Genomic DNA, 23,012 nt, shown 5'->3' with positions numbered 1-23,012 from the left:
ATGTTCCTTCCTCCGCTCACATGGTGCGAGAGTCAGGCGCTTCGGGTGGGCGCACAGCGGTGGGAAGCGCGTGGCGCTTCCGGACGCGCTCAAGAATTGGGTGCGATTCTCAAGGCACGCATGAGAGCTCCCGGCTCAGCAGGAGATCAGATCAATCTTGCGCGCCATCGGCCCTCGGCGCAAATTGTGCTCACTCTGTGGGATGTTGTTCAGGCAGGTTTACCCTTGCCCTCGGTGTCGTCCTCAGCTGCCCCCTCGGGCGTGTCGGCGTCGGTCTCCTCGGCGTCGTCGGCGCTCTCCTCAGCACCAGCATCAGCCTGCGACGACGATGAGGTGAGATCGTCGGATTCTGTCCCCTCGGCGTCGTCGGAGGTATCCGTCTTCTCAGTGTCTTCGTCAGTGCTGTCTTCGTCAGTGCTGTCTTCGTCAGTGCTGCCGGCCTCTGCGTTCGAGTCTTTCTCCGCGTCCTCATCCCCGTCGAGGGACTGCTGGGAACCACGGGGTCCGGCACCGGGGCGGTAGACCTCCAGCTGTTCGAGGATTTCGTCCTCAGTACGGGGCCGCTTGGTCCACAGGTAGATCATCCCGGCCACAGCGGCGAGGAAGACGACGAACACGATGATCTGGTTCAGTCGCCAGTCCAACCCGATGGCCTCGCGCAGCGGGTACTGGGTGGATTTGGTCTCCTCATCGATCCGCAGGGATTCGATCCAGAACCGGCCCAGAGCGTAGTAGGCCACATAGGTCAATGTCAGCAGACCGGAGCGGAACTGGAATCGGCGGTAGAGCCACACCAGCGCGACGACGCCCAAGAGGTTCCAGATTGATTCGTAGAGGAAAGTGGGGTGGAACAGAGTCTGTTCTGTGGTCCCGGCCGGAGCGGAGTGGGCCTGGTCGAGGTCGATGCGCAGACCCCAGGGCAGATCGGTGGAGCGGCCGAAGAGTTCCTGGTTAAACCAGTTGCCCCAGCGGCCTACCGCCTGGGCCAGTAGCACTCCGGGCACGACGGCATCGGCGAAGGCACCGAATTTCATCCCGTAGCGTCGGCAGGCCAGCCAGACTCCGATCGAGCCGGCCGCCACTGCCCCGATGATGGAGAGCCCGCCGTGCCAGATTTGGAAGGCACGCAGGAAGTCGCCATCCTCGCCGAAGTACCCATCTGGAGAGGAGATGACGTGGTAGATCCGTGCTCCGATGATGCCCAACACCACGGCCCAGAGGGTGGCGGTGAGGACATCCTCTGGATCTCCGCCGCGGGAACGCCACAGCCTGGTGGCCAGCAGCACGGCGAGAACCGCGCCTGCAACGATGCAGACCGCGTACATGGCGATCTCAAAGGGTCCGGGCAGATCGATAGCGCGCAGTGGCGGTGGGGGAAAACCGGCAAGGATGGTGGTCATGGGGTGCAAGGTATCAGCAGTTTCCTAACGGAGGGGTGCTGTGCCGGAGAGTTCTCCGGCGAGCTGTTCGACCGCCTCCGGGCCACCGTCGCGCAAGGCGGCCACGAGTGCGGTGCCGACGATCACCCCGTCGGCGTAGGCTCCGATCTCTTCGACGTGGGCGCGGGTGGAGACTCCCAGGCCCACGCAGACACGCTCAGCACCGGCGGCTTTGGTCCGGGCGACCACATCGGCCGCCGCATCGGAGACGGTACTCCGGGCACCGGTGACGCCCATCAGGGAGACTCCGTAGACGAAGCCGCGGCTGAGCTCGGCGATACGGCGCAGTCGCTGATCGGTAGACGTCGGGGCAGCGAGGAACACTCGGTCGAGGTCGTGCGCCTCGGCGGCAGCGATCCATTCGGCGGCCTCATCCGGGATGAGGTCGGGGGTGATGGCACCGGCTCCGCCGGCCTCGGCAAGCCGGCGAGCAAAGGTCTGGGGGCCCATCCGGTCGATGAGGTTGTAGTAGGTCATCACCAGCACCGCAGCATCGGTGGCTTCAGTCACTGCTGCGACGATCTCGAAGACTTCGTCGATGCGGAAACCACGCTGCAGCACCTCTGTGGTGGCTTGCTGGATGACAGGGCCGTCCATCACGGGGTCCGAGTAGGGGATACCGATCTCGATAACGTCGGCTCCCCCACGGGCCAGGGCGATGGCCGCAGCGATGGAGGTCTCCTTGTCCGGGTAACCGGCGGGTAGGTACCCGACGAAGGCGGCACGTCCTTGGTCCTTGGCGGCGTCGATAGCCGCTGCGGTGATGCTCATGCCTCTACCCCCGTCGGTGGTGCGTCGGAGTCCTCATCTGCTGGTAGCAGGTCGAACCATTCGGCCGCGGTGGCGACATCCTTATCTCCCCGACCGGAGAGGGAGACCACGATGATCCGGTTGTTGCCATCATCCCCCCAGGAGGCCGAGAGTCGAGCAGCCCCGGCCAGGGCGTGAGCGGATTCGATGGCGGGGATGATCCCCTCGGTCCGGCACAGGGCGGCAAAAGCTTCCATGCATTCGGCATCGGTCACTGCCTCGTAGGTCACCCGCCCGGTATCGGCCAAATGGGCGTGCTCAGGACCCACAGAGGGGTAGTCCAGCCCTGCAGAGATGGAGTGTGAATCGATGGTCTGGCCGTCGTCGTCCTGCATGAGGTAACTGCGGGCACCGTGAAGCAGTCCGGCCCGACCCAGGGTGATCGCCGCTGCGTGCTTACCGGTTTCCAGACCCTCTCCCCCGGCTTCGTAGCCATAGAGACCGACTGACTCGTCGTCGAGGAAGCCGTGGAAGATCCCCAGGGCGTTGGAGCCGCCGCCGACGCAGGCCACCACCGCATCTGGCAGGGTGCCGGTCTGCTCGAGGATCTGCGCCCGGGTCTCTTCCCCGATGACGCGGTGGAACCAGCGGACCATCTCCGGGAAGGGGTGCGGACCAGCCACCGTGCCCAGGACATAGTGAGTACTGTCCACGGAGGCGACCCAGTCCCGCAAGGCCTCATTGATGGCATCGGAAAGTGTCTGGGAACCGTGCTCGACGGGTACGACTTCAGTGCCCAGCAGGTTCATCCGGGCGACGTTGAGCGCCTGACGGCGGGTATCTTCAGCCCCCATGTAGACCACGCAGTCCAGGCCGAGCAGGGCCGCTGCAGTGGCGGTGGCGACCCCGTGCTGGCCGGCCCCGGTTTCGGCGATGAGCCGGGTCTTCCCCAACCGTTTGGCGATGAGCGCCTGCCCCAACGCATTGTTGATCTTGTGACTACCGGTGTGGTTGAGATCTTCCCGTTTGAGGAAGATCCGAGCAGAGCCGACGTCGGCGGCAAAGCGCTGCGCCTCAGTCAGCAGGCTGGGACGGCCGATGTAGTCCCGGGCCAGACGCTGGTATTCGGCGACAAAGGCGGGGTCCTCAGTGGCCGAGCGGAAGGCAGCTTCGAGCTCGTCGAGCGCCGCGACCAGGGATTCAGGGATCCACCGGCCACCGTAGTCCCCAAAATAGGGGCCGGGGGCGTCGCGGTACTGGGACGGGGGGTTCACTGGCTCTCCTTGGCGAGGCTGGCGGAACGGAAGTCGGCCACTGCTGCGGTGGGGTCGCCGTGTTTGACCAGCGCCTCCCCTACCAGCACCGCATCGGCACCTTGCCGAGCGTAGTCGAGAACCACGCCCGGGGAATCCACACCGGATTCGGCAATACGCACGACGTCGTCAGGTAGGTGCCGGGCCATCGCTTGGTAGTGGCCAGGGTCCACCTCGAGGGTTTTCAGGTTCCGGACATTGACCCCGACGATGCTTGCTCCGACCTCCACGGCTCGGGCGATTTCCTCTTCGGTGTGGGCTTCAACGAGCGCGTTCATGCCGAGACCTTCGGTCGCCTGCAGAAAGTCGCGCAACTGAGCATCGTCGAGCGCGGCAACGATGAGGAGCACGAGGTCGGCACCGTGGGCACGTGCCTCGTAGATCTGGTATTCCTCCACGGTGAAGTCCTTGCGCAACACGGGAATGTCGACCCGCTGCCGCACAGCGTCGAGGTCATCCAGACTGCCGCCGAAGCGGCGCCGCTCGGTGAGCACCGAGATCACCGAGGCACCCCCGGTCTGGTAGGCCTGCGCGAGGGCGGCCGGGTCGGGGATCGCGGCCAGAGACCCCTTGGACGGTGAGGAGCGTTTCACCTCCGCAATGATCCGAACACCGCGGGCGTCGTCACGTCCGCCGGTCAATGCGGCGCGGGCATCCAGGGCAGGCGGGGCATCTTCAGCCCAGCGGCGAATGGCCTGAGCCGGGGTATGGCGGACGCGTTCGGCGAGGTCCTCCCGGACGCCGTCGATGATGGTGTCGAGGACTGTGGGCATACGTCTGGTGTGTGCGGGTTCAGTCCGTGCTGGGTGCTGGCTTGCGCTTGGCCGGGCTGGAGGTCTCATCAGGAATGGCCGGGCCGCGGTGGGCATCCGGGTCCTCGCCGCGCTTGAGCACGGCCTTGGAATCCATCTCCACGCCGTACCCCATCTGTTTCATCACCAGTCCGGCGATGAGCGCCACCGGCACCAAGGCACCGGCGACCCACAGCAGGAACCACCATTGCCCGATAAAGGCGACGCCGGCGATGACCGCAGCGACCATGATGATCCCGCACAGGGTCCAGGCTGCAGGGGTAGAGCCGTGCCCGATGTGGTCGTAGTGGATGAACTCGTCGTCGGCGCTGGGCTTCTGCTCCACGTCGCGAACGCTGCCGGGGCTGGTCGCCATCGAAAGTCTCTCCTTCAAGTCCTCTACAGAGTGTCGAAAAGCTCGTCACCCATTCTGCCACGCCAGCCAGAGCCGTGTGACCGGTGCGACGTCACATCTCAGCCAGTGGCACATCAGATCGCGGCGAGCACGCCTGCGGCGGGGATCTCACCGGGACGCTGACCGTGCAGCCACGCTTCACCCAGGGCCCGTTGCAGGGCTGCATTCACCGGGGTGGGCACCCCCAGTTCTCGGCCGAGCAGGACGATCTGGCCGTTGAGGTAATCGGCCTCATGGCTGCTGGCCCCACGGGTGAACGATTGCCATGTGGACTGCTGACCGGGGCTGTATCCGCTGCGTTCATCGACCTGGAACTGGGAAAGGTCCACCGTGCGTTCGGCGTCGTCGGCGGGGTCGATCCCCGCAGCGTCGAAGACCGCCCGCGCCTCTGCGGAGAGGGCCTTGCCCGCCCGCTGCCGGGCCTCGTCATCGGTGTTGAGCAGTTCGAGGCCGTTCTTCACGCTGTGCAGTAGCTTCCGAGCTTTCCACCGGATGACATCGTCGCTGGTTTGCACCAGCCAGTCGATACCGCGCAGCAAATCGGCGATCTGCTCAGCGGTGTCATCAAGCCCCCGAGGTGCCCGCCCCAGGACGAAGGTGGCGATCTTCGGGGCGGCCCCGGAGATCACCTCCCCGGTGCGGGTGTAGCTGGCGGGAATGAGGATGGATCCCCCATAGACCCGCTCGAAGCGCCGCAGCAGGATCCGTTCGGCCTCCATGCCATTCTGCAGGGTGAGGATCGGCAGATCCGTGGCGGCAGTGCCCTCGCCGACGGACTTCCAGGCCACCTGTTGGGACGCCTCCTCCACGTGCTGGGTCTTGGTCGCCATGATGAGGAGGTCTTCGGGCTGCAGTTCGGCTGCTTCGATTCCCTCGCAAGTGGTGATGGGCACCTGGGTAACCCCATCAGGACGGCGGTAGCTCAGCCCGTGGGCTGCGATGTGGCGGATCTGTTCACCCCGGCCGATCAGCAGATGTTCCCGCCCGCGTAAGGCAAGTTCGGCAGCGGTTCCGGCACCGACTGCTCCAGCGCCAATGATGACAATACGGCCAATGCTCATGGTGTGCGGTCCTCCGTCGGGTCCTCTCCGGCGGAGAGGTCGTCCCACAGGTCGAATTCGTCTGGAGCGTGTTCTGCCCCGGTGGTGCCGGCGCCGTGGGTGCGCCGAGCGTATTTCTTGCTGGCGCCGGCGTCGGGCCACCTTCGTCCAGCCACCAGGGTGAGGATCCCGGCGGCGATCAGCAGTACCGCCCCGGCTGCAGCGGTCCCCAGGGCCCATTGCACCTCGTAGCCGGCGGCAGGTTCTGTGGTGCCGGTGATCTCCCCCAGCGCGGTCAGTGTCTGGGCGGCAGGGTCCAGGAGCACCCGGATGACGGTCACCGCTGCCAGCGCCCCGGCGGCCAGGATGAGCGCACCGATGACGATCCGAGCCACTCGGCGGGCGATCGACAGGGCGGCTCCGCCGGCTAGGCCGACCAGCGCCATCGCGGTGACCGTATCGGAGACTTCGGTGCCGGCAATATCGACGGCCTCCGCGGCTGCGGTCTCCGGCAAGCCTTCGGCGGTCACCCACGTCTGGGTGGCGCTGAGGAAGAGCATCCCACCGGCGGCCAGGCCCAGCAGCACCACGATCCGCCGGCTGAGCCGGGGACGGGATGAAGTGCCGCTGTGTGGTGTGGTGGTGCCGGCGTCGTCGGGATCGGTGCTGGTCATACGCCGCGTAGTCTATCGGCGGCGAGCACAGCCCGCAGCGGGGCGGCTGCCTTATTGACGGTTTCGAGGCGTTCGGCCTCGTCGTCACTGTCGGCGACGATCCCGCCACCGGACTGCACGTAGGCTTTCCCGCCGGTGAGCACTGCTGAGCGGATCGCGATGGCCGCGTCCATCCGCCCGGAGAGGTCGAAATAGCCCACCACTCCCCCGTAAATGCCGCGGCGGGTGGGTTCCCAGGCGTCGAGCAGTTGCAACGCCCGCGGTTTCGGCGCCCCGGAGAGAGTGCCCGCAGGGAAGGTCGCAGCGAGCACATCGTAGGCAGAGGCCGACGACGCCACCGTGCCTTGGACATGGCTGGTCAAGTGCATCACGTGGCTGAAGTGCTCCACCGCCATGAAGCGGGTGACCTCCACGCTGCCAGGCTCGCAGACTTTGGCCAGGTCGTTGCGCGCGAGATCGACGAGCATAATGTGCTCGGCGCGTTCCTTCTCATCAGCGAGCAGGTCCTCGGCCAGGGCGGCATCCTCGGAGGGGGTAGCACCCCGCGGACGGGTGCCGGCAATGGGGTGGGACACGGCGACGCCGTCCTCGACAGTGACCAGCGCCTCCGGCGAGGCTCCTACCACCTGATAGGGCTCACCGGCGGGGGTTTCGAAGTGCATCAGGTACATGTACGGGCTGGGGTTGAGCAGCCGGAGCATGCGGTAGACCGTCTCCGCGTCGACCCCGGTGGTCACCTCGAAGCGCCGGGAGACCACGATCTGGAAGACCTCACCGTCGGTAATGGCCTGTTTGGCCTTGCCGAGAGTGGCAAGGTATTCGTCCTCATTCCAGGTGTGTTGCACCCGGGTGGTGAGGTCCTCTTCGACGTCTTCTGTCCAGTCAGGCTCCGCCACAGCGATGTGGGGGCGAATCGGACGGGCCAACTGGTGGCGCATGGTCTCCAGGCGGGCGAGGGCCTCGGCGTAGGCTCGTTCGGCGCCTTCGGGGCGGCCATCCCGGTTGATCGCGTTGGCGATGAGCGTCACGGTGCCGCTGCGGTTGTCATGGACCGCGAGGTCGGAGACCAGGTGCATGGCCATCTCCGGTAGATCAAGGCCTTCGGCCGGGGGGTGGGGTAACCGCTCCCAGTGCCGGACGACCTCCCAGCCGATGTATCCGACCAGCCCGGAACTCAGGTGGGGCAAGGCGGTGGGGCCAGTCCCCTGGCCTGTGCCGGGATCGGAGCGGTTGCTGTCCCCGGTGAGGAAGTCCAGGGTGCGGCGCAGCACGTCTGCGGTGGTGCCCTCAGCAGGGGTGCCCGCCGGGGGGCGACCGATCCAGTGGGCTTTCCCCTCGTGCTCGGAGAGGGTGGCCTCAGAGCGTACTCCGATGAAGCTATAGCGGTCCCAGGCGGCACCGGGGGCAGCGGACTCCATGAGGAAAGTCCCGGGTTCGGCATCGGTCAGGGCCCGGTAGATGCTTAAGGGGGTGTGCGCGTCGGCGAGCACGGTGGTGGTGACCGGGATAACCCTGTGGTTGCGGGCCAGGTGGAGGAATTCGTCTTCGGCAGGGGTGACGACGCCGAGGGGTTGCATCAGCCGATCTCCCTTCCGGTGAAGCAGGTGGGTTCCCCGGTGTGACAGGCCGGGCCGGTCTGTTCCACGGTCAGTAGGACTGTGTCGGCATCGCAGTCGAGGGCCACCGAGACCACGTGCTGGGTGTGTCCGGAGGTCTCGCCTTTGACCCACAGTTGGTTGCGGGAGCGGGAAAAGTACGTGGCACGGCGGGTGTCTAGGGTGGCCTGGAGGGCTTCTCGGTTCATCCAGGCGAGCATGAGCACCTCCCCGGTGGAGGCGTCCTGGGCGATGGCGGGGACGAGCCCCTCGGCGTTGTAGTTCACAGTGGTGGCGGCACTCATCGGACGGGGTGGCCTGCCTCTCTTAGTGCGGTCTTCACCCGGGCGATCATATCGACCGGGCCGAAGTGGAACATGCTGGCCGCTAAGAGGGCATCAGCCCCGGCCTCGACAGCCGGTGGGAAGTGTTCCGGTGTTCCCGCACCCCCGGAGGCAATCAGCGGTACTCGGGTGACTGCCCGCGCATCGGCGATCATCTGCAGGTCGAAACCATCCTGAGTGCCGTCGGCGTCAATGGAGTTCAGCAGGATTTCACCGATCCCCCGTTCGGAGGCTTCGGCGATCCAGGCCAGAGCGTCGATACCGGTGCCGGTACGTCCGCCGTGGGTGGTGACTTCGTACCCTGAGGGGGTCTGCTGGCTGCGCCGGACGTCGGCGGAGAGCACCAGGACCTGGTTGCCGAACCGGGAGACGATCTCGTTGATGACGTCGGGTCTGCGCACAGCCGCGGTGTTGATGGAGGCTTTGTCCGCACCGACTTGCAGTAAGCGGGCCACGTCCTCGACGCTGCGCACTCCACCACCGACGGTGAGTGGAATGAAGACTTCCTCGGCGGTGCGGGTGACGACGTCGTAGGTGGTCTCCCGGGAGTCGGTGCTGGCGGTAACGTCGAGGAAGGTGAGCTCATCGGCTCCGGCCTCGTTGTATCGGCGGGCCAGTTCCACCGGGTCGCCGGCGTCGCGGAGGTTTTCGAAGTTGACCCCTTTGACCACGCGGCCGGCGTCGACGTCGAGACAGGGGATCACGCGGATGGCTAGTGACATAGTGGAAGGGTTTCAGACTCTGCAGGCGTGGATGGTGGTCACCAGAATGGCGCGGGCGCCAAGGTCGTAGAGCTCGTCCATCAGCTGGTTGGTCTCGGCCGCGGGAACCATGGAGCGCACCGCCACCCAGTTCTCATCGGCCAGCGGGGAGATCGTCGGCGATTCCAGTCCGGGGGTAACCGCAGTGGCGGCGGCAAGGTTCTCCCGCCGGATGTCGTAGTCCATCATGACGTATTGGCGGGCGGTCAGCACCCCTCGCAGGCGGCGGATGAGCCGGTCAGCCCCGGTACGGTCCCCCACCGAGGTGCGTTCCCCGGAGGCGGAGATGAGGATGGCTTCGGATTCCAGGATGGGCTCACCGAAGGTTTCCATTCCGGCGGCTTTGAGCGTGTTGCCGGTTTCGACAACATCGGCGATGGCATCAGCCACCCCCAGGCTGACGGCGGATTCCACGGCTCCGTCGAGGTGGACGACGTCGACGCCGTCGATGCCGCTGTCATCGAGCCAACTGCGCAGCAGAGTGTCATAGGTGGTGGCGACGCGTTTGCCGGCCAGTTGGGCCGCGGATGTGAAGCTTCCCCGGGGTGCGGCCAGGCGGAAGGTGGCCCGGCCGAAGCCTAAGCCCATCACTTCTTCGGCTCCGTGCCATACTCCGGCGTCGGCGAAGAGGTCCCGCCCGGTGAGACCGAGGTCGATGATGCCCTGGCCGACGAAGACCGCGACGTCCTTAGGCCGCAGGTAGAAGAATTCCACCTGGTTGGTTTCATCGATCAGGCGTAGTTGTTTGCGGTCCCGGCGCTGAAGGTAACCGGCTTCACTGAGGATCTGGCCGGCGGCCTCGGAGAGGGCGCCTTTATTGGGCACGGCGACTCGGAGCATAGGGGGTCCCCTCTAGAGGTGGCGGTAGACGTCGTCGGGTGTGAGCCCCTTGGCGAGCATCATCACCTGCAGGTGGTAGATGAGCTGGGAGATCTCCTCGGCGGTGGCCTCCTCGGTCTCATACTCGGCGGCCATCCACACTTCGGCGGCCTCCTCGACGATTTTCTTCCCGATGGTGTGCACCCCGGCGTCGAGGGCGGCGACGGTGCCGGAGTCGGCGGGCCGGTCTTCGGCTTTGCGCGCGAGTTCGGCGAAGAGCTCATCAAAGGTTTTCATCAGGTACAGCCTATGCGGTGACACGCGCAATTTCTGCCGCGGCGGCGATGGCGGCGTGGGCGGCTTCGAAGCCTTTGTCCTCGGTGGAACCGGCCAGTCCGGCCCGGGCGAGGGCCTGGTCTTCGGTGTCGCAGGTCAGCAGCCCGAAACCGATAGGGGTCCGGCTGGTCACCGCCAGGGAGGCCAGCCCGTCGGTGGCGGCCTGACAGACGTATTCGAAGTGGGGGGTGCCGCCCCGGATGACCACACCCAGGGCGATGACGGCCTCGTGGTGTTCCACCGCGTGGGCGCTGATGACGGGAAGTTCGAAGGATCCCGGTGCACGGTAGATGTTCACCTCGGCGGGAGACACCTGGTTGAGGAAGCGTTCGGCTCCGGTGATGAGTCCGTCCATGACGGTCTCGTGCCAGCGGGAGGCGACGATCGCTACGCGCAGGTCGGCGGCGGTGGTGCGCAGGTGTGTCAGTTCGGCCGGTTGCAGCTGCGGTGTTCCGGTTCCGCTCATGGGGTTTCTCCCTGTTCGATGGCTGACTGTGTGGTTTCGCTCTGTTCGTTCAGGGCGAGGTGGTCGAGCATGTGGGCCATTTTGTCGCGTTTGGTCCGCAGGTAGCGGGCGTTGTGTTCGCGCACGACGCCGGCGGAGGGCACTTGGGTGACTTCCAGTCCTGTGGCCGCCAGCGCCTCGACTTTGGCCGGGTTGTTGGTCAGCAACCGCAAGCTGGTGATGCCGGCGGCGTGCAGGATGGCGGCGGCTCCGGTGTAGTCGCGCAGTTCGGCGGCCAGGCCGAGCATTTCGTTGGCCTCGACGGTGTCGGCGCCTTCTTCCTGGAGTTTGTAGGCACGCATCTTATTGGCCAGGCCGATGCCGCGGCCTTCGTGTCCGCGCAGGTAGAGCAGGTGGCCGCCGTCGCGTTCGACCGCTTCGAGGGCGGCAGCCAGCTGGGTGCCGCAGTCGCAGCGGTGGGAGTGCAGGACGTCTCCGGTGAGGCATTCGGAGTGCAGTCTCACCAGCGGGGTGGTGGTCTCGGCGGCGTCGGCGGAGAGCAGCATGTGTTCGTGGCCGGTGGCGTGTTCGGTCCATACCTGGGCGCGGAAGACCCCGTAGTCGGTGGGCAGGCTGACCACGGGCCCTCCGGTGACCAGTTGGGCGGCTTCTTCTTGGGGTGCTTCCCAGCTGGTGACGACGAGGTCGCGCACCGCGTCGGGTTTGGGGGTGCCGCCGCGGTAGGCAATGAGGTCTGCGATGCTGATGACGGCCAGGCCGTGTTCATCGGCGAATTCCCGCAGGGCGGGCAGCCGCATCATAGAGCCGTCGTCGTGGACGAGTTCTGCGATGACACCGACTTCAGTGTGGCCGGAGAGCCGGCAGAGGTCCACTGCCGCTTCGGTGTGCCCGTCGCGACCCAGGACGCCGTCGTGGTGGGCAATCAGCGGGAACATGTGGCCCGGCCGGGTGAGGTCCCCCGGTTCGCTGCCGGCGTCGGCGAGGACCCGGGCGGTGCGGGCGCGGTCGGCGGCGCTGATGCCGGTGCTCACGCCTTCGCGGGCATCACAGCTGATGGTGTAGTTGGTGCCCTTTTTGTCTTCGTTGACCTCGGTCATGGGGGGAAGCTGCAGGTGCCGGGCACGTTCTTCACTGAAGGGGACGCAGATCACCCCGGAGCTGTGCCGGATGGTGAATCCCATGAGTTCGTCGGTGGCGGATTCGGCGGGGAAGACGAGGTCGCCTTCGTTCTCTCGGTGGGCGTCGTCGACAACGATGACGGGCCGGCCACCGGCGAGCTGGTTGAGTGCGACGTCGACAGTGTCAAGGATGGGCCCCGGTGTCTGGGGTGCGGGGACCGCGGGCAGGGTGCTGGTGCCGTTGCGCTCAGGTTCAGGGCCGGGGAGGGCGTGCTCGAAGGCGAGCATCCGGCGGACGTATTTGGCGAGTACGTCGACTTCGATGTTGACGTTGCTGCCGATGTTCAGCTCCCCCAGGGTCGTCTCGGCGAGCGTGGTGGGGATGAGTCCGACCTCAAAGTAGTGGCTGCCGTCGTCGTCGGTGCCGACGGCGGTGATGGTCAGGGAGACTCCGTCGACGGCGATGGATCCTTTTTCGGCCAGGAATCCGGCGAGTTCGGCGGGAAGGGTGAAGCGGTGGCGGCCGTCGTTGCGGTCACGGTCGCTCAGGGTGGCGATACCGTCGACGTGGCCTTGGACGACGTGCCCGTCGAGGCGGGCCCCGGCCGGTAGGCAGCGTTCGAGGTTGACGGTGTCACCGGCCTGGATCTGTCCGAAGGTGGTGCGTTTGAGCGTTTCGCCGATGAGTTCTGCGGTGATCGTCTCGCCGTCGATGTCCACTGCGGAGACGCAGACCCCGTTGACGGCGATGGATCCGCCCAGGGCGAGGTCGTCGGTGTGGCCGGGGGCGTGGATGGTGATCCGGTCGACACCTTTGGTGTGGTCGGGACGACGTTCGAGCACGCGGCCGAGGCCGGTGATGATGCCGGTAAACATAGTGGGTCAGTGTGCTCCTGGTCTCTGGGTGCCGGCTGGTGCCGGGGCCGGGGCGAGGTGGGTGCAGACGTCGTCGTCGAAGAGGGTGACCGGGCCGCCGTCGCTGGGGTCGAGGGTGAACCGGTGGGCTTGGCTGAGGGTGGTCACCCCGATGTCGCCCAGGGCGCTGCGTCCGGCGCCGAGCAGCAGGGGTGCCTGGTAGGCGAAGATTTCGTCGACGAGTCGGTGGTGGAAGAACGCGGAGAGGATGCTCTGGCCGCCTTCGACGAGGACGTGTTTGATGGGGTGGCCGTTGTGGCGGGTCGCAGCGAGTTGGCGCAGGGCGGTCAGCGGGTCTCGGGTGCGTAGTTGCAGCCACCCTTGGCCTTCGGGCTGTCCTTGGGTGAGGGTGGCTCCGGGGGGCAACTCGCGCAGACCCATCACGCAGCGCAGGGGTTGCTGGTCGGTGGGGGTGCCCTCGGGGGTGCGGGCGGTGAGCCGGGGGTCGTCGATCACAGCGGTGTTGGTACCCACCAGGATGGCGTCGACGCGTCGCCGGATGGTGTGGGTGTGGTCACGGGAGGCTTGAGAGGTGATCCACTGGCTGGTGCCGTCGGCGGCGGCGATGCGCGCGTCGAGGCTTTGGGCCAGGTGCACGGTCACGAAGGGTCGGTTTTCTGCGGCAGCGTGGCTCCACCGGTGGTTGAGCTGCCGGCATTCTTCGGCGAGGACACCGCCGACGACGTCGACGCCGGCTTCGCGCAGTTGGTCGCCTCCTCCGCCGTTGTGGGTGGGGTCGGTGGCCCCGTAGACGATTCTGCGGATCCCGGTGCTGCGGATCAGGTCGGTGCAGGGGGGTTGGCGGCCGTGGGTGCGGCAGGGTTCGAGGGTGGTGTAGAGGGTTGTGCCGGTGAAGTCGGTGATGCCGTGGGCGCGGGCGGTGTCGACGGCGTCGCGTTCGGCATGGAGGCTTCCGGCGCCTCGGTGGTGGCCGATGGCCAGCCGGTTGCCGTCCTCGTCGGTGATGATTGCTCCGACGAGCGGGTTGGCTCCGCGGTGGCCGCGGTGTGCGGCCTCCAGGGCTTGCCGCATGAGCGCGGCGTCAGTGGGGTCTGGACCCAATGGTGCATCTCCTTTGCGTGCCACTCCCATCCAGACTGTGACTGTCGGCACCGGAGTTTCACCGGTTCAGCCGGCGCGGTGTTCTGTGGGCGCCGGGTCGCGGGCTGTGACCGCCGGTTCGGATTTTCACCGATCCCGTAAGCACGTGGGATCAATCCTGCCATATCTTGGCCGTGGGCTCTGCCGGCGGGTCGTGGGGCGTCATATGGCCAATGTCAAAGGCCCCGGGTTCACGGGGTGGTCCGTGGGCCCGGGGCCTCTGGGGCGGAGCGGACGACGAGATTCGAACTCGCGACCCTCACCATGGCAAGGTGATGCTCTAGCCAGCTGAGCTACGTCCGCATTCTTCAGTTGTGAGCACGAGTTCCTCCGGCTCTCATGTGAGAGCAGAAATCTCCCGAACTCGTGCGCGATACTGGGTTCGAACCAGTGACCTCTTCCGTGTCAGGGAAGCGCGCTACCACTGCGCCAATCGCGCATGACCTTTTGGGTCGTGCTTCTGCGAGGTGGGGACGGGAATCGAACCCGCGTATACGGCTTTGCAGGCCGCTGCCTCGCCACTCGGCCACCCCACCATACTAGGGTTCTTCCCGGTCCCACCCTGAGGTGGGGTGCGGGGCGAGGCCCCGCACGTCACGTGAGCGAACTCCTCACCCACGGGCGGGCTGAGTTCACTCCGTTCGCGAGCGGATGACGAGATTCGAACTCGCGACCCTCACCATGGCAAGGTGATGCTCTAGCCAGCTGAGCTACATCCGCAGTGTCGAGGATACTCCCCTGGTTTCCGCTTTCGCGGCACCTGCAGGTGAGCGTTTCGACGACATGACACTTTAACCCAGGTGAGAGGCTCTCGTCCAACTATGCGGGCTCGGTGTCGTCTCTGGGGTGCGTGGCACACTGGTGGGTCATGACTGCTCCTTCTCTCGCCCATGCCACGGAATTCGGCCGGATGTATTCCCGTTCGACGGGGTCGGCCCCTGAGGTTCCCTCGATCACCACGGTGATTGGGCAGGAGTCCCGGGACCTCTCCGGGTGGGCGGGACATATGGCGGCCACTGCTCTGGCAGAGGATGCACAGTTGGCGGCCTGTGTGGGGTCTCCGGATCGGCTGCGGAAACTGGCCAGGAACGCAGCCTCGGCGGCGGAGCGCTTTCGCGATGATGCAGCAGCCCGTGGGGATCGTGTACACGAGTATGCCGAGCAGGTGGCCTTGGCCTCATTGGGACGTGCTGAGGCTGACCCGGATGGGGCGTACGCGGCACTGCAGGAGCACGGGGAGACGGCCTTCGCGGATCGGTTCGATCAGTGGTGGGAGCTCTATGGGGTGCGACCACTGGCTGCCGAGGTCACCGTCTGGAATCACCAGGTGGGGTATGCGGGCACCTTGGATTTGGTGGCTGAGATAGGCGGCCGGGTGTGCTTGGTGGATTTCAAGACCCGTGGGCTGACCCGGGATGGCCGGGGTAAACCAGTCAATGAGTCGGTGGTGATGCAGTTGGTCGCCGGGATGCGTGCTGAGGAGGTGCTCGTTGACGCTGATGCGGGTACCTGGGAGTCGTGGCCGCATCGGGAGGATGTCATGCTGCTGGCGGTGGGGATTTCGTCGGCGGAGGTGACGGCGGTGCAGGCCCGCAGCGAGGTGCTGCGTCCGCATTGGCGGAAGTTCTGGGCCCTGCGGCAGGTGTGGGAACATTCCCGTGCGGTCACCGAGGCGGGCCCCGCGTTACGGCCTGTGGGTCCCCCACCGGTGTGAAGCTACCGGCAGGGGACCTCTGATGGGCTCGTTCGTGGTGTGAGGAAACCTCAGGCGGGGACCATGCCGTGGGGGTCGATGACGAATTTCTTCGCCGCCCCGCTGTCGAACTGTTGGTAACCGTCCGGGGCTTCATCAAGGCTGATGGTCTGGGCGTTAACGGCCTTGGCGATGGGGGCCTTGTCGCTGAGGATCAGGTTCATCAGCTGCCGGTTGTACTGTTTGACCGGGCATTGACCGGTCACCATGTACTGTGACTTGGCCCAGCCGAGACCGAATTTGATGCCGATCTGACCTGCTTTGGCGGCGTCGTCGGGAGCTCCTGGGTCTCCGGTGACGTAGAGCCCGGGGATTCCGATACCCGAACCTGCCCGGCCGACTTCCATACAGTCGTTGAGCACGGTGGCTGGATTCTCTGCGGCTGATTCTCCGTGGCCGCGGGCTTCGAACCCGACGGCGTCGACTGCAGCGTCGACCTCCGGTTCCCCGGTGATCTCAGCGATCTTGTCCGGAAGGTCGCCCTCGGTGGAGAGGTCGATGCCCACGCAGCCGAAGCTCTCGGCTTGCTTGAGCCGGTCGGCGTTCATGTCCCCGACCATCACCACGGAGGCTCCCAATAGTTGGGCAGAAAGCGCAGCTGCCAGTCCCACTGGCCCGGCTCCGGCGACGTAGACAGTAGAGCCGGTGGTCACCCCTGCGGTGTAGGCGCCGTGGTAGCCGGTGGGGAAGATGTCCGAGAGCATGGTGAGATCCAGGATCTTCTCCAGTGCCTGGTCCCGGTCGGGGAAGCGCAGCAGGTTGAAGTCAGCGTAGGGCACCATGACGTACTGGGCCTGGCCGCCGACCCAGCCGCCCATGTCCACGTAACCGTAGGCGGCGCCGGCACGGGCCGGGTTGACGTTGAGACAGATGCCAGTTTTGCCTTCGAAACACAACCGGCACCGGCCGCAGGCGATGTTGAAGGGCACCGAACAGATGTCCCCTTCTTTGACGAAGAGGACGTCTTCACCGGCTTCGACGACTTCCCCGGTGATCTCGTGCCCCAGGGTCTGACCCTCTGGGGCTGTGGTGCGGCCACGGACCATGTGCTGGTCGGAGCCACAGATATTGGTGGTGACGACTTTGAGGATCACCGCGTGGGGTGCCTTGGTGGGGATGCCGAAGTGGTCAGCGACCTCTTGCGGGATTTCCAGCTTCGGATAGTCGTACGTCTCGACGTCGACTTTCCCGGGACCCTTGTACGTGACAATGCGGTTGGTGCTCGTCATGACCTCTCTCCTGACGTTGCGGGCAGACCGATGCTGGACCGTGAGACGGACCTCACAGTGCCTCTTCCATTCTGAAACACCAGGTCAGCACCCACAAGGGGTAGGAGCAGAGTGGATCGTTAGCGGGTATAGCTTTCCCATTTGCGGGCCTGGTGCTCGGCCTCGACGATGCGAACGGTGCCCGATTTGGCGCGCATGACAATCGACTGGGTGAACACCCGGTCCCCGTGGTATCGCACCCCACGCAACAGATCGCCGTCGGTGATTCCCGTGGCGGCGAAGTAGCAGTTGTCTGAGGTGACGAGTTCCTCGGTTCTGAGGATCGTGTCGACGTCGTGTCCGGCTTCTGCCGCCTGCTCACGCTCCTGTTCGTCTTTGGGAGCCAGACGCCCCTGGATGACTCCCCCGATGGCGCGGATCGCGCAGGCGGTGACGATGCCTTCAGGAGTTCCCCCAGTGCCCATGAGCACGTCTACCCCGGAACCTTCCCGGGCCGCTGCGATCCCACCAGCGACGTCGCCGTCCATGATGAATCGGGTCCGGGCACCGGCTTCTCGAATCTCCTCCACCAGCTTGGAGTGGCGGGGTCGGTCCAGCACGCACACATTGAGTTGGTCGATCCGTTTGCCCGTCGCCTTGGCGATGAGGTGCAGGTTCTGCTTCACCGGCAGGCGCAGATCCACCATGTCCGCGGCTTCGGGGCCGGTGACGAGCTTTTCCATGTAGAACACCGCTGAGGGGTCGAACATGGATCCCCGCTCGGCCACCGCCAACACAGCCAGTGCGTTGTTGTAGCCCAGGGCAGTCAGGCGAGTGCCGTCGATGGGGTCCACGGCGACGTCGGCCTCCGGACCGGTGCCGTTTCCGACGCGTTCGCCGTTGTACAGCATGGGGGCTTCATCCTTCTCCCCCTCCCCGATGACGACCACCCCGTTGAGGTTGACGGTGTCCAGTAGCGAGCGCATCGCGTCCACGGCGGCACCGTCGGCGCCGTTCTTGTCGCCGCGGCCGACCCAGGCACCACCGGCGATGGAGGCCGCCTCGGTCACGCGCACCAGCTCCAGGGCGAGGTTGCGGTCGGGCTCGTCGTCCCCCACCGCCAGGCGGGGGTTGAGGTGGGCGTAGTCCTGGGAGTCGTCGTGTTCAACAGTCATGCGGTCTGCAGTCCCTCACGTGTCTCGGATACCAACCCGACATCCTCGTCAGGCTTGGGGCCAGCATATCGCCCGGGGGTCTGCGGCGGGGTTCTGCGCGGTGATGAGAGAATAGCTGCCGTGACAGACAGGCCCACTGAGACCCCGGACACCCCGCAGACTGACCCTGCCCAGACGGAGAACGCCGAGGTGGCGAGCCGCCCCACACCCACGCAGAACACTGCCCCCCAGGGTGATTCCGCAGCGCAGCAGGCCACCGACGGCCCCGCGGAGGACGAGCAGCCGAAAGTGCAGCTGACCGAGTCCCAGGCCAAGCGCCTGACCACCCCGATGATGGGGATGATCCTCACCATGGCGGTACTGACCGGACTGCTCGCGGTGCTGTGGTTTATGAATCCCGAGCCCGATGTCCAGTTCCAGCGCGACGAAGACGTCCACGAGGCTGCGGTGTGGACGGCTTCGGCTGCGGAGTTCGCCCCCATCGCCCCCGATGTGCCGGAGGGCTGGACCGCCAATTACGCTCGGTGGGAGACCCGCGCGGAGTTCGGCGTGGATGTCTGGGAGGTCGGGTACACCACTGAGGCGGTGGACTTCATCGGCTTCGCGCAGACCGATGAGGCCAACCCCGCCTGGGTCAATGAGGAAACCGAGCAGGCACCAACCACCGGGTCGGCGACGATCGAGGGGCTTCAGTTCGAAACGCGCGAACAGGACGGGCGACGCTACTACGTGCTGGAAGCAGAGGAAAACAGCATCGACGGCACCACTGTGGTGGTGCGCGGGGACGCCGAGGACGGCGAGTTCGACCAGGCGATGGAGGCGATCATCGCTGCCATCGGGGAGGAGATCGAGCACGATGAGCCCTAAACAGCCCACCCCAGCCGAAGCCTGGCAGTTGCTGCGGGAAGGCAACGCCCGGTTTGTCTCCGGCGATGTGGCCCACCCGAACCAAAACGCCGCGCGGCGTTCGTCGTTGACTGAGTCGCAGAACCCGATGGCGGTGATCTTTGGCTGCTCGGATTCTCGGCTCGCCGCGGAGATCATCTTCGATGTGGGGTTAGGTGATGTGTTCGTGGTGCGCACCGCGGGGCAGGTCATCGACGACGCCGTACTTGGGTCTTTGGAATTCAGTGTGGAGTCGCTGCGTGTTCCGTTGATCGTGGTGCTGGGGCATGATTCCTGCGGCGCGGTCACCGCAGCGGTGGAGTCCGCTCGCAGCGGTGACATGCCGGAGGGTTATGTCCGCGGGCTGGTGGAGCGGATCCTTCCTTCGGTCTTGGCGGCCCAGCGGGCCGGTATCGAGGAGGTCAACCTCACCGTGGAGGAGCACGTCAAGCAGACTGCGGCTCGGCTGACAAACCATTCCCGGGTGCTGCACGAGGCGGTGGAGACCGGACGAACCGCCGTGGTCGGGGTGACCTACCGTTTGGCTGAGGGCCGGGCGGATCCGGTCACCACCATCGGTGATCTGTAACCACGGCGGGTCTTAAACTTTTTGGGTCGTGCTCTCCGACGGCACACCAGGGTGGTTTTCCACAAGCGAGCCGGGGTCGGTTTTCCTCGCTGCATGTGGGTTTTTAAGCTGGAGCTGTGATTCCGCTCATCGGAGATCTCATTACCTCAGGTTCACCGGCGCAGATCGCCGCTGGTCTGCTCCTGCTCGTCGGCGGGGCGGTGTTCGCGGTCTGCGGCACCGCCTTGGCGTTCATCGATGCCAAGGAGCATCGGTTGCCCAACCGAATCGTCTACCCCTGGGCGGGGATCACCGCAGGGCTGCTCATGCTGGTCACGCTGCTGCTCAGTGACTTACCAGGACTGGGCCGGGCGGTGCTGGCGGGATTGATCTGGGGAGGGCTCTTCCTGGGGATCCGGCTGTTGCATCCCCCGTCGGTGGGGATGGGGGATGCGAAACTCGCCGTCGTGCTCGGGATGCACGCCGGGTTCCTGGGATGGGAGGCGTTCGCCGCTGCAGTGTTGCTCTCTTTCGTGCTCGGCGGGGTGACCGCAGTGGTGTTGGTGCTCACCGGACGGGCCTCGCGGCGGACCAATATCCCGTTCGGGCCCTTTCTCATCCTCGGCACTGCCCTGGCGCTAGTGTTCGGCTCCTGACCGACCACCCTGGTCGGTTCTGCCTCCCGCCTGCTCCCGTAGGGTGATACGCATGGCTACCCCGGATTTCATCAGAGAACTACGCCGCGACATCGGAACCAAAGAGCTGCTGCTGCCGGCAGTGACTGCCGTGGTGCTCCGTCGCGAGACTGAGGGGGTCCGTCTACCCACGGCGGAAGTGCTGTTGGTGCGCCGGGCCGATAACGGCGACTGGGGTGCCACCTCTGGGATCATGGAACCCGGCGAGTCCCCCGCACAGGCCGCAGTGCGGGAAGTGGCCGAGGAGACCGGGGTCCAGGCGCGACCCGTGCGCGTCACCGCAGTGTCCGATCACGGGCTCGTGGTCTACCCCAACGGCGACCGGTGCCAGTTCGTCGACATCGCCTTTGAAATGGAGTATGTCTCCGGCGCGGCGCACATCGGCGATGATGAGTCCACCGAGGTCGGCTGGTTCCCGGTTGATGCCCTGCCCGAACCGTTCACCTCCCAGCACCGCGAACGCATCCTCTGGGCTGTGGAGACCAACGCCCCCACTCGCTTCTAGGCTTTTCATCACCTGATGTACGGTTCATCACGCGATCGCGTGAGGCGGTGTACATCAGGTGATGAAAAAGCTGCACTCAGCCGGGATGGGTCATGTCCATCACGTCGAGCGCTTTGTCCAACTGCTCTTCGGTCAGTTCACCACGCTCCAGGTAGCCGAGTTCGACGACGGCGTCACGCACGGTCTTCTTATTCTTCACCGCGTGCTTGGCGATCTCAGCGGCCGCCTCGTATCCGATGTACTTGTTCAGCGGCGTCACTACCGAGGGGGATGCTCCGGCGAGGAAGGCGCAGCGTTCCTCATTGGCGGTGAGTCCCTTAATCATCTTGTCCGCCATGACCCGGGAGGTATTGGTCAGCAGGCGGATGGATTCCAGCAGGTTCTGCGCCATGACAGGGATACCCACATTGAGCTCGAAGGCACCGTTGGTGGAGGACAGCGCCACGGTGGTGTCATTGCCGATGACTTGGGCGCAGACCTGGATCGCGGACTCGCAGATCACCGGGTTGACCTTGCCGGGCATGATGGAGGAACCAGGCTGCAGGTCGGGGATGGCCAGCTCGCCCAGCCCGGTGTTGGGACCTGAGCCCATCCAGCGCAGGTCGTTGTTGATCTTCATCAGCGAGTACGCGATAGTCCGCAGCTGCCCGGAGGCTTCAACAAGCCCGTCCCGGTTGGCCTGGGCCTCAAAGTGGTCACGGGCCTCGGTCAACGGCAGGCCGGTGTCTTCAGCCAGGTGAGCGATGGCTTTCTCAGCGAAACCCAACGGGGTGTTGATGCCGGTACCAACTGCGGTACCGCCCAGGGGAACTTCCGCCACCCGCGGTAGGGCGGCATCGATGCGTTCAATCCCGTAGCGCACCTGAGCGGCGTATCCGGAGAACTCCTGCCCCAGGGTCACCGGAGTGGCGTCCATTAAGTGGGTACGCCCGGATTTCACGATACTGGCGAATTCACCGGCTTTGTCCTCAAGAGCCTCGGCCAGGTACGCCAGAGCGGGTTTGAGATCGTTGATGAGGGCACCAGTGGCGGCCACATGCACACTGGTGGGGAAGACGTCATTGGAGGACTGGGAGGCGTTGACGTGGTCGTTGGGGTGGACCTCCCCTTCGGCGCCCTTGTGCTTGAGGTACTGGTTGGCCAACGTGGCGAGCACCTCGTTGGTGTTCATATTGGAGCTGGTCCCGGAGCCGGTCTGGAACACATCGACGGGGAAGTGCTCGTCGAGCTCCCCGGATTCCACCTGTTCGGCGGCGGTGACGATGGCCTCGGCCAGTTCGGCGTCGAGTACCCCGAGCTCAGCGTTGGCCTTGGCCGCAGCTTTCTTCACCCGGGCCAGCGCCTCAATGTGAGCCCGTTCCAGGGTCCGGCCGGAGATCGGGAAGTTCTCCACCGCACGCTGGGTTTGGGCACGGTAGAGGGCATGGGCAGGCACCTTTACCTCACCCATGGTGTCGCGCTCGATACGGTATTCGGTCTCAGCTGAAGTCTCAGTCATAGCCCTCATTCTATGAACAGGGTCACGTAGATGACAGACACGTGACGACGACGCCGATCCGGGACAGATCAGGGACGTTTCAGGGTTCGGTGCTCCCCTGAGGCCGATACCCTGGTGTCATGTCCGCCTTCCTGCAGCCGCCCGAGAGTCCCAACGACGACTGGCGCTCCATCAGCGGGGACTTGAAACGCACGTTTTGGCGGACATTCCTACCGGTGGTGATCCCGCTGGCGGCGATGTGGCTGGTGTTCATCCTCAACGGCCTGACCGGCAACTGGCTCAACGTGAACTTCGGGTTGCGTCCGCGCAGCCTCGATGGGCTCAGTGGGGTCCTCTTCATGCCGTTGCTGCACGGCGGGCTGGTGCACACACTGAGCTTCAGCCACATTGTGGGGAACACCTTCTCCTGGCTGGTCCTCGGGGGGATGGTTTCCCTGTTGACCCGGCGGTTCCCCTCCATCATGGTGATGATTTGGCTGCTCTCCGGGCTGATCCTGTGGATCATCGGCACCCCGTGGACCCTGCGACCGGACGGCACTGCCGGTGGGTTACACATCGGCGCCTCCGGGGTGATCTACGGTTTCGCCGCGTTCCTGGTGGTCTACGGCATCCTCTCGCGCCGGCTGCTGGCGATCGTCTTCGCCGTGTTCGTCACCTTCTTCTACGGGCTGTCCATGCTCTTTGGCATGCTGCCGGTGGGCAACAGTGGGGTCTCCTGGACCGGGCACCTCTCAGGGGCGGTGGCCGGCGTCGTCGTCGCCCTGTTTCATACCGGCCGGCTGGGCCGGCGCCGTCGCACCGACCCAGCCAACACCTAAACCGTCCTGTCCCGTGGCCTGTGGAGCTGT

At 65.6% G+C, this 23,012-nt stretch carries 24 protein-coding genes, 4 tRNA genes and 1 riboswitch; of the genes, 6 read left to right on the top strand and 22 right to left on the bottom strand.

Annotation, left to right across the window (positions count from 1 at the left end; translation table 11 throughout):
• Positions 1–209: 209 nt before the first annotated feature.
• From lgt to H578_RS0108570, 19 genes are all read right to left on the bottom strand, one after another.
• The gene (gene lgt, locus H578_RS14310) at positions 210–1,400 is read right to left on the bottom strand and encodes a prolipoprotein diacylglyceryl transferase (RefSeq protein ID WP_022873299.1); all 1,191 of its coding nucleotides are present in this window, start codon (positions 1,398–1,400) and stop codon (positions 210–212) included.
• A gap of 24 nt (positions 1,401–1,424) precedes the next feature.
• On the bottom strand, positions 1,425–2,210 hold the full coding sequence (trpA, locus tag H578_RS0108655) for a tryptophan synthase subunit alpha (RefSeq protein ID WP_022873298.1): 786 nt from the start codon (positions 2,208–2,210) through the stop codon (positions 1,425–1,427).
• Positions 2,207–3,463: a tryptophan synthase subunit beta gene (gene trpB / locus H578_RS0108650; RefSeq protein WP_022873297.1), complete on the bottom strand. Its 1,257-nt coding sequence runs from the start codon at positions 3,461–3,463 to the stop codon at positions 2,207–2,209. Before trpB ends, trpA begins: the two co-directional genes overlap by 4 nt.
• Entirely contained in the window at positions 3,460–4,275 is an 816-nt protein-coding gene (gene trpC, locus H578_RS0108645; protein WP_022873296.1) for an indole-3-glycerol phosphate synthase TrpC, read from the bottom strand. Before trpC ends, trpB begins: the two co-directional genes overlap by 4 nt.
• Before the next feature lie 19 nt (positions 4,276–4,294).
• Positions 4,295–4,669, bottom strand: coding sequence for an HGxxPAAW family protein (locus tag H578_RS15650; RefSeq protein ID WP_022873295.1), 375 nt, complete (start codon positions 4,667–4,669; stop codon positions 4,295–4,297).
• A 113-nt stretch (positions 4,670–4,782) separates the two neighbouring features.
• Positions 4,783–5,769: a ketopantoate reductase family protein gene (locus H578_RS14300; RefSeq protein ID WP_022873294.1), complete on the bottom strand. Its 987-nt coding sequence runs from the start codon at positions 5,767–5,769 to the stop codon at positions 4,783–4,785.
• A complete protein-coding gene (locus tag H578_RS14295; protein WP_022873293.1) occupies positions 5,766–6,422 on the bottom strand; it encodes a Trp biosynthesis-associated membrane protein in 657 nt (218 codons plus the stop codon). Before H578_RS14295 ends, H578_RS14300 begins: the two co-directional genes overlap by 4 nt.
• Entirely contained in the window at positions 6,419–7,999 is a 1,581-nt protein-coding gene (locus tag H578_RS0108625; RefSeq protein ID WP_022873292.1) for a chorismate-binding protein, read from the bottom strand. The genes H578_RS14295 and H578_RS0108625 overlap by 4 nt, the downstream gene beginning before the upstream one ends.
• Positions 7,999–8,322, bottom strand: a complete 324-nt coding sequence (hisI, locus tag H578_RS0108620; protein WP_022873291.1) for a phosphoribosyl-AMP cyclohydrolase — start codon at positions 8,320–8,322, stop codon at positions 7,999–8,001. The genes H578_RS0108625 and hisI overlap by 1 nt, the downstream gene beginning before the upstream one ends.
• On the bottom strand, positions 8,319–9,083 hold the full coding sequence (gene hisF / locus H578_RS0108615) for an imidazole glycerol phosphate synthase subunit HisF (protein WP_022873290.1): 765 nt from the start codon (positions 9,081–9,083) through the stop codon (positions 8,319–8,321). Before hisF ends, hisI begins: the two co-directional genes overlap by 4 nt.
• Before the next feature lie 12 nt (positions 9,084–9,095).
• Positions 9,096–9,962 (bottom strand): ATP phosphoribosyltransferase, encoded by an 867-nt coding sequence (hisG, locus tag H578_RS0108610; RefSeq protein WP_022873289.1) that lies wholly within the window; start codon positions 9,960–9,962, stop codon positions 9,096–9,098.
• A gap of 12 nt (positions 9,963–9,974) precedes the next feature.
• Positions 9,975–10,238 carry a phosphoribosyl-ATP diphosphatase gene (locus tag H578_RS0108605; protein WP_022873288.1) on the bottom strand — a complete coding sequence of 88 codons (264 nt, stop codon included), beginning with the start codon at positions 10,236–10,238 and terminating at the stop codon, positions 9,975–9,977.
• A gap of 10 nt (positions 10,239–10,248) precedes the next feature.
• On the bottom strand, positions 10,249–10,743 hold the full coding sequence (gene ribH, locus H578_RS0108600) for a 6,7-dimethyl-8-ribityllumazine synthase (RefSeq protein WP_022873287.1): 495 nt from the start codon (positions 10,741–10,743) through the stop codon (positions 10,249–10,251).
• Positions 10,740–12,737, bottom strand: coding sequence for a bifunctional 3,4-dihydroxy-2-butanone-4-phosphate synthase/GTP cyclohydrolase II (locus H578_RS15940; protein WP_022873286.1), 1,998 nt, complete (start codon positions 12,735–12,737; stop codon positions 10,740–10,742). The genes ribH and H578_RS15940 overlap by 4 nt, the downstream gene beginning before the upstream one ends.
• Positions 12,738–12,743: 6 nt before the next feature.
• The gene (gene ribD / locus H578_RS0108590; RefSeq protein ID WP_022873285.1) at positions 12,744–13,838 is read right to left on the bottom strand and encodes a bifunctional diaminohydroxyphosphoribosylaminopyrimidine deaminase/5-amino-6-(5-phosphoribosylamino)uracil reductase RibD; all 1,095 of its coding nucleotides are present in this window, start codon (positions 13,836–13,838) and stop codon (positions 12,744–12,746) included.
• A 14-nt stretch (positions 13,839–13,852) separates the two neighbouring features.
• Positions 13,853–13,986: riboswitch (FMN riboswitch) on the bottom strand.
• A gap of 120 nt (positions 13,987–14,106) precedes the next feature.
• Positions 14,107–14,180 (bottom strand) — tRNA-Gly (locus H578_RS0108585).
• 64 nt (positions 14,181–14,244) lie between these two features.
• A tRNA-Val gene (locus H578_RS0108580) sits at positions 14,245–14,316 on the bottom strand.
• 26 nt (positions 14,317–14,342) lie between these two features.
• Positions 14,343–14,413: transfer RNA gene (locus H578_RS0108575), tRNA-Cys, on the bottom strand.
• A gap of 110 nt (positions 14,414–14,523) precedes the next feature.
• Positions 14,524–14,597 (bottom strand) — tRNA-Gly (locus H578_RS0108570).
• 148 nt (positions 14,598–14,745) lie between these two features.
• Between H578_RS0108570 and H578_RS0108565 the strand changes: the two genes are divergently transcribed.
• Positions 14,746–15,591 (top strand): hypothetical protein, encoded by an 846-nt coding sequence (locus H578_RS0108565; protein ID WP_022873284.1) that lies wholly within the window; start codon positions 14,746–14,748, stop codon positions 15,589–15,591.
• A gap of 50 nt (positions 15,592–15,641) precedes the next feature.
• On the opposite strand, the gene fdhA is transcribed toward H578_RS0108565, so the two are convergent.
• Both fdhA and glpX read right to left on the bottom strand, forming a co-directional pair.
• Positions 15,642–16,859: a formaldehyde dehydrogenase, glutathione-independent gene (gene fdhA / locus H578_RS0108560; RefSeq protein ID WP_022873283.1), complete on the bottom strand. Its 1,218-nt coding sequence runs from the start codon at positions 16,857–16,859 to the stop codon at positions 15,642–15,644.
• 119 nt (positions 16,860–16,978) lie between these two features.
• A complete protein-coding gene (gene glpX / locus H578_RS0108555; RefSeq protein WP_022873282.1) occupies positions 16,979–18,013 on the bottom strand; it encodes a class II fructose-bisphosphatase in 1,035 nt (344 codons plus the stop codon).
• 120 nt (positions 18,014–18,133) lie between these two features.
• Here glpX and H578_RS15640 point away from each other — a divergent pair, with 120 nt between their 5' ends.
• From H578_RS15640 to H578_RS0108535, 4 genes are all read left to right on the top strand, one after another.
• Positions 18,134–18,880 carry a DUF4245 domain-containing protein gene (locus tag H578_RS15640; RefSeq protein ID WP_022873281.1) on the top strand — a complete coding sequence of 249 codons (747 nt, stop codon included), beginning with the start codon at positions 18,134–18,136 and terminating at the stop codon, positions 18,878–18,880.
• Positions 18,870–19,487: a carbonic anhydrase gene (locus H578_RS0108545; RefSeq protein WP_022873280.1), complete on the top strand. Its 618-nt coding sequence runs from the start codon at positions 18,870–18,872 to the stop codon at positions 19,485–19,487. The genes H578_RS15640 and H578_RS0108545 overlap by 11 nt, the downstream gene beginning before the upstream one ends.
• A 116-nt stretch (positions 19,488–19,603) precedes the next feature.
• The gene (locus H578_RS0108540) at positions 19,604–20,122 is read left to right on the top strand and encodes a prepilin peptidase (protein WP_022873279.1); all 519 of its coding nucleotides are present in this window, start codon (positions 19,604–19,606) and stop codon (positions 20,120–20,122) included.
• 52 nt (positions 20,123–20,174) lie between these two features.
• Positions 20,175–20,666: an NUDIX hydrolase gene (locus tag H578_RS0108535; protein WP_022873278.1), complete on the top strand. Its 492-nt coding sequence runs from the start codon at positions 20,175–20,177 to the stop codon at positions 20,664–20,666.
• Positions 20,667–20,742: 76 nt separating this feature from the next.
• On the opposite strand, the gene H578_RS0108530 is transcribed toward H578_RS0108535, so the two are convergent.
• The gene (locus H578_RS0108530; protein ID WP_022873277.1) at positions 20,743–22,164 is read right to left on the bottom strand and encodes a class II fumarate hydratase; all 1,422 of its coding nucleotides are present in this window, start codon (positions 22,162–22,164) and stop codon (positions 20,743–20,745) included.
• A gap of 119 nt (positions 22,165–22,283) precedes the next feature.
• Between H578_RS0108530 and H578_RS0108525 the strand changes: the two genes are divergently transcribed.
• Complete coding sequence (locus H578_RS0108525) at positions 22,284–22,982, top strand: rhomboid family intramembrane serine protease (RefSeq protein ID WP_022873276.1); 699 nt, start codon at positions 22,284–22,286, stop codon at positions 22,980–22,982.
• The last annotated feature ends 30 nt before the right edge of the window (positions 22,983–23,012 follow it).

It is taken from the genome of Nesterenkonia alba DSM 19423 (assembly GCF_000421745.1).
GTDB lineage: Bacteria > Actinomycetota > Actinomycetes > Actinomycetales > Micrococcaceae > Nesterenkonia > Nesterenkonia alba.
The sequence above is the reverse complement of the archived record's forward strand: the minus strand, read 5'-3'. Positions and strand labels throughout refer to the sequence as shown.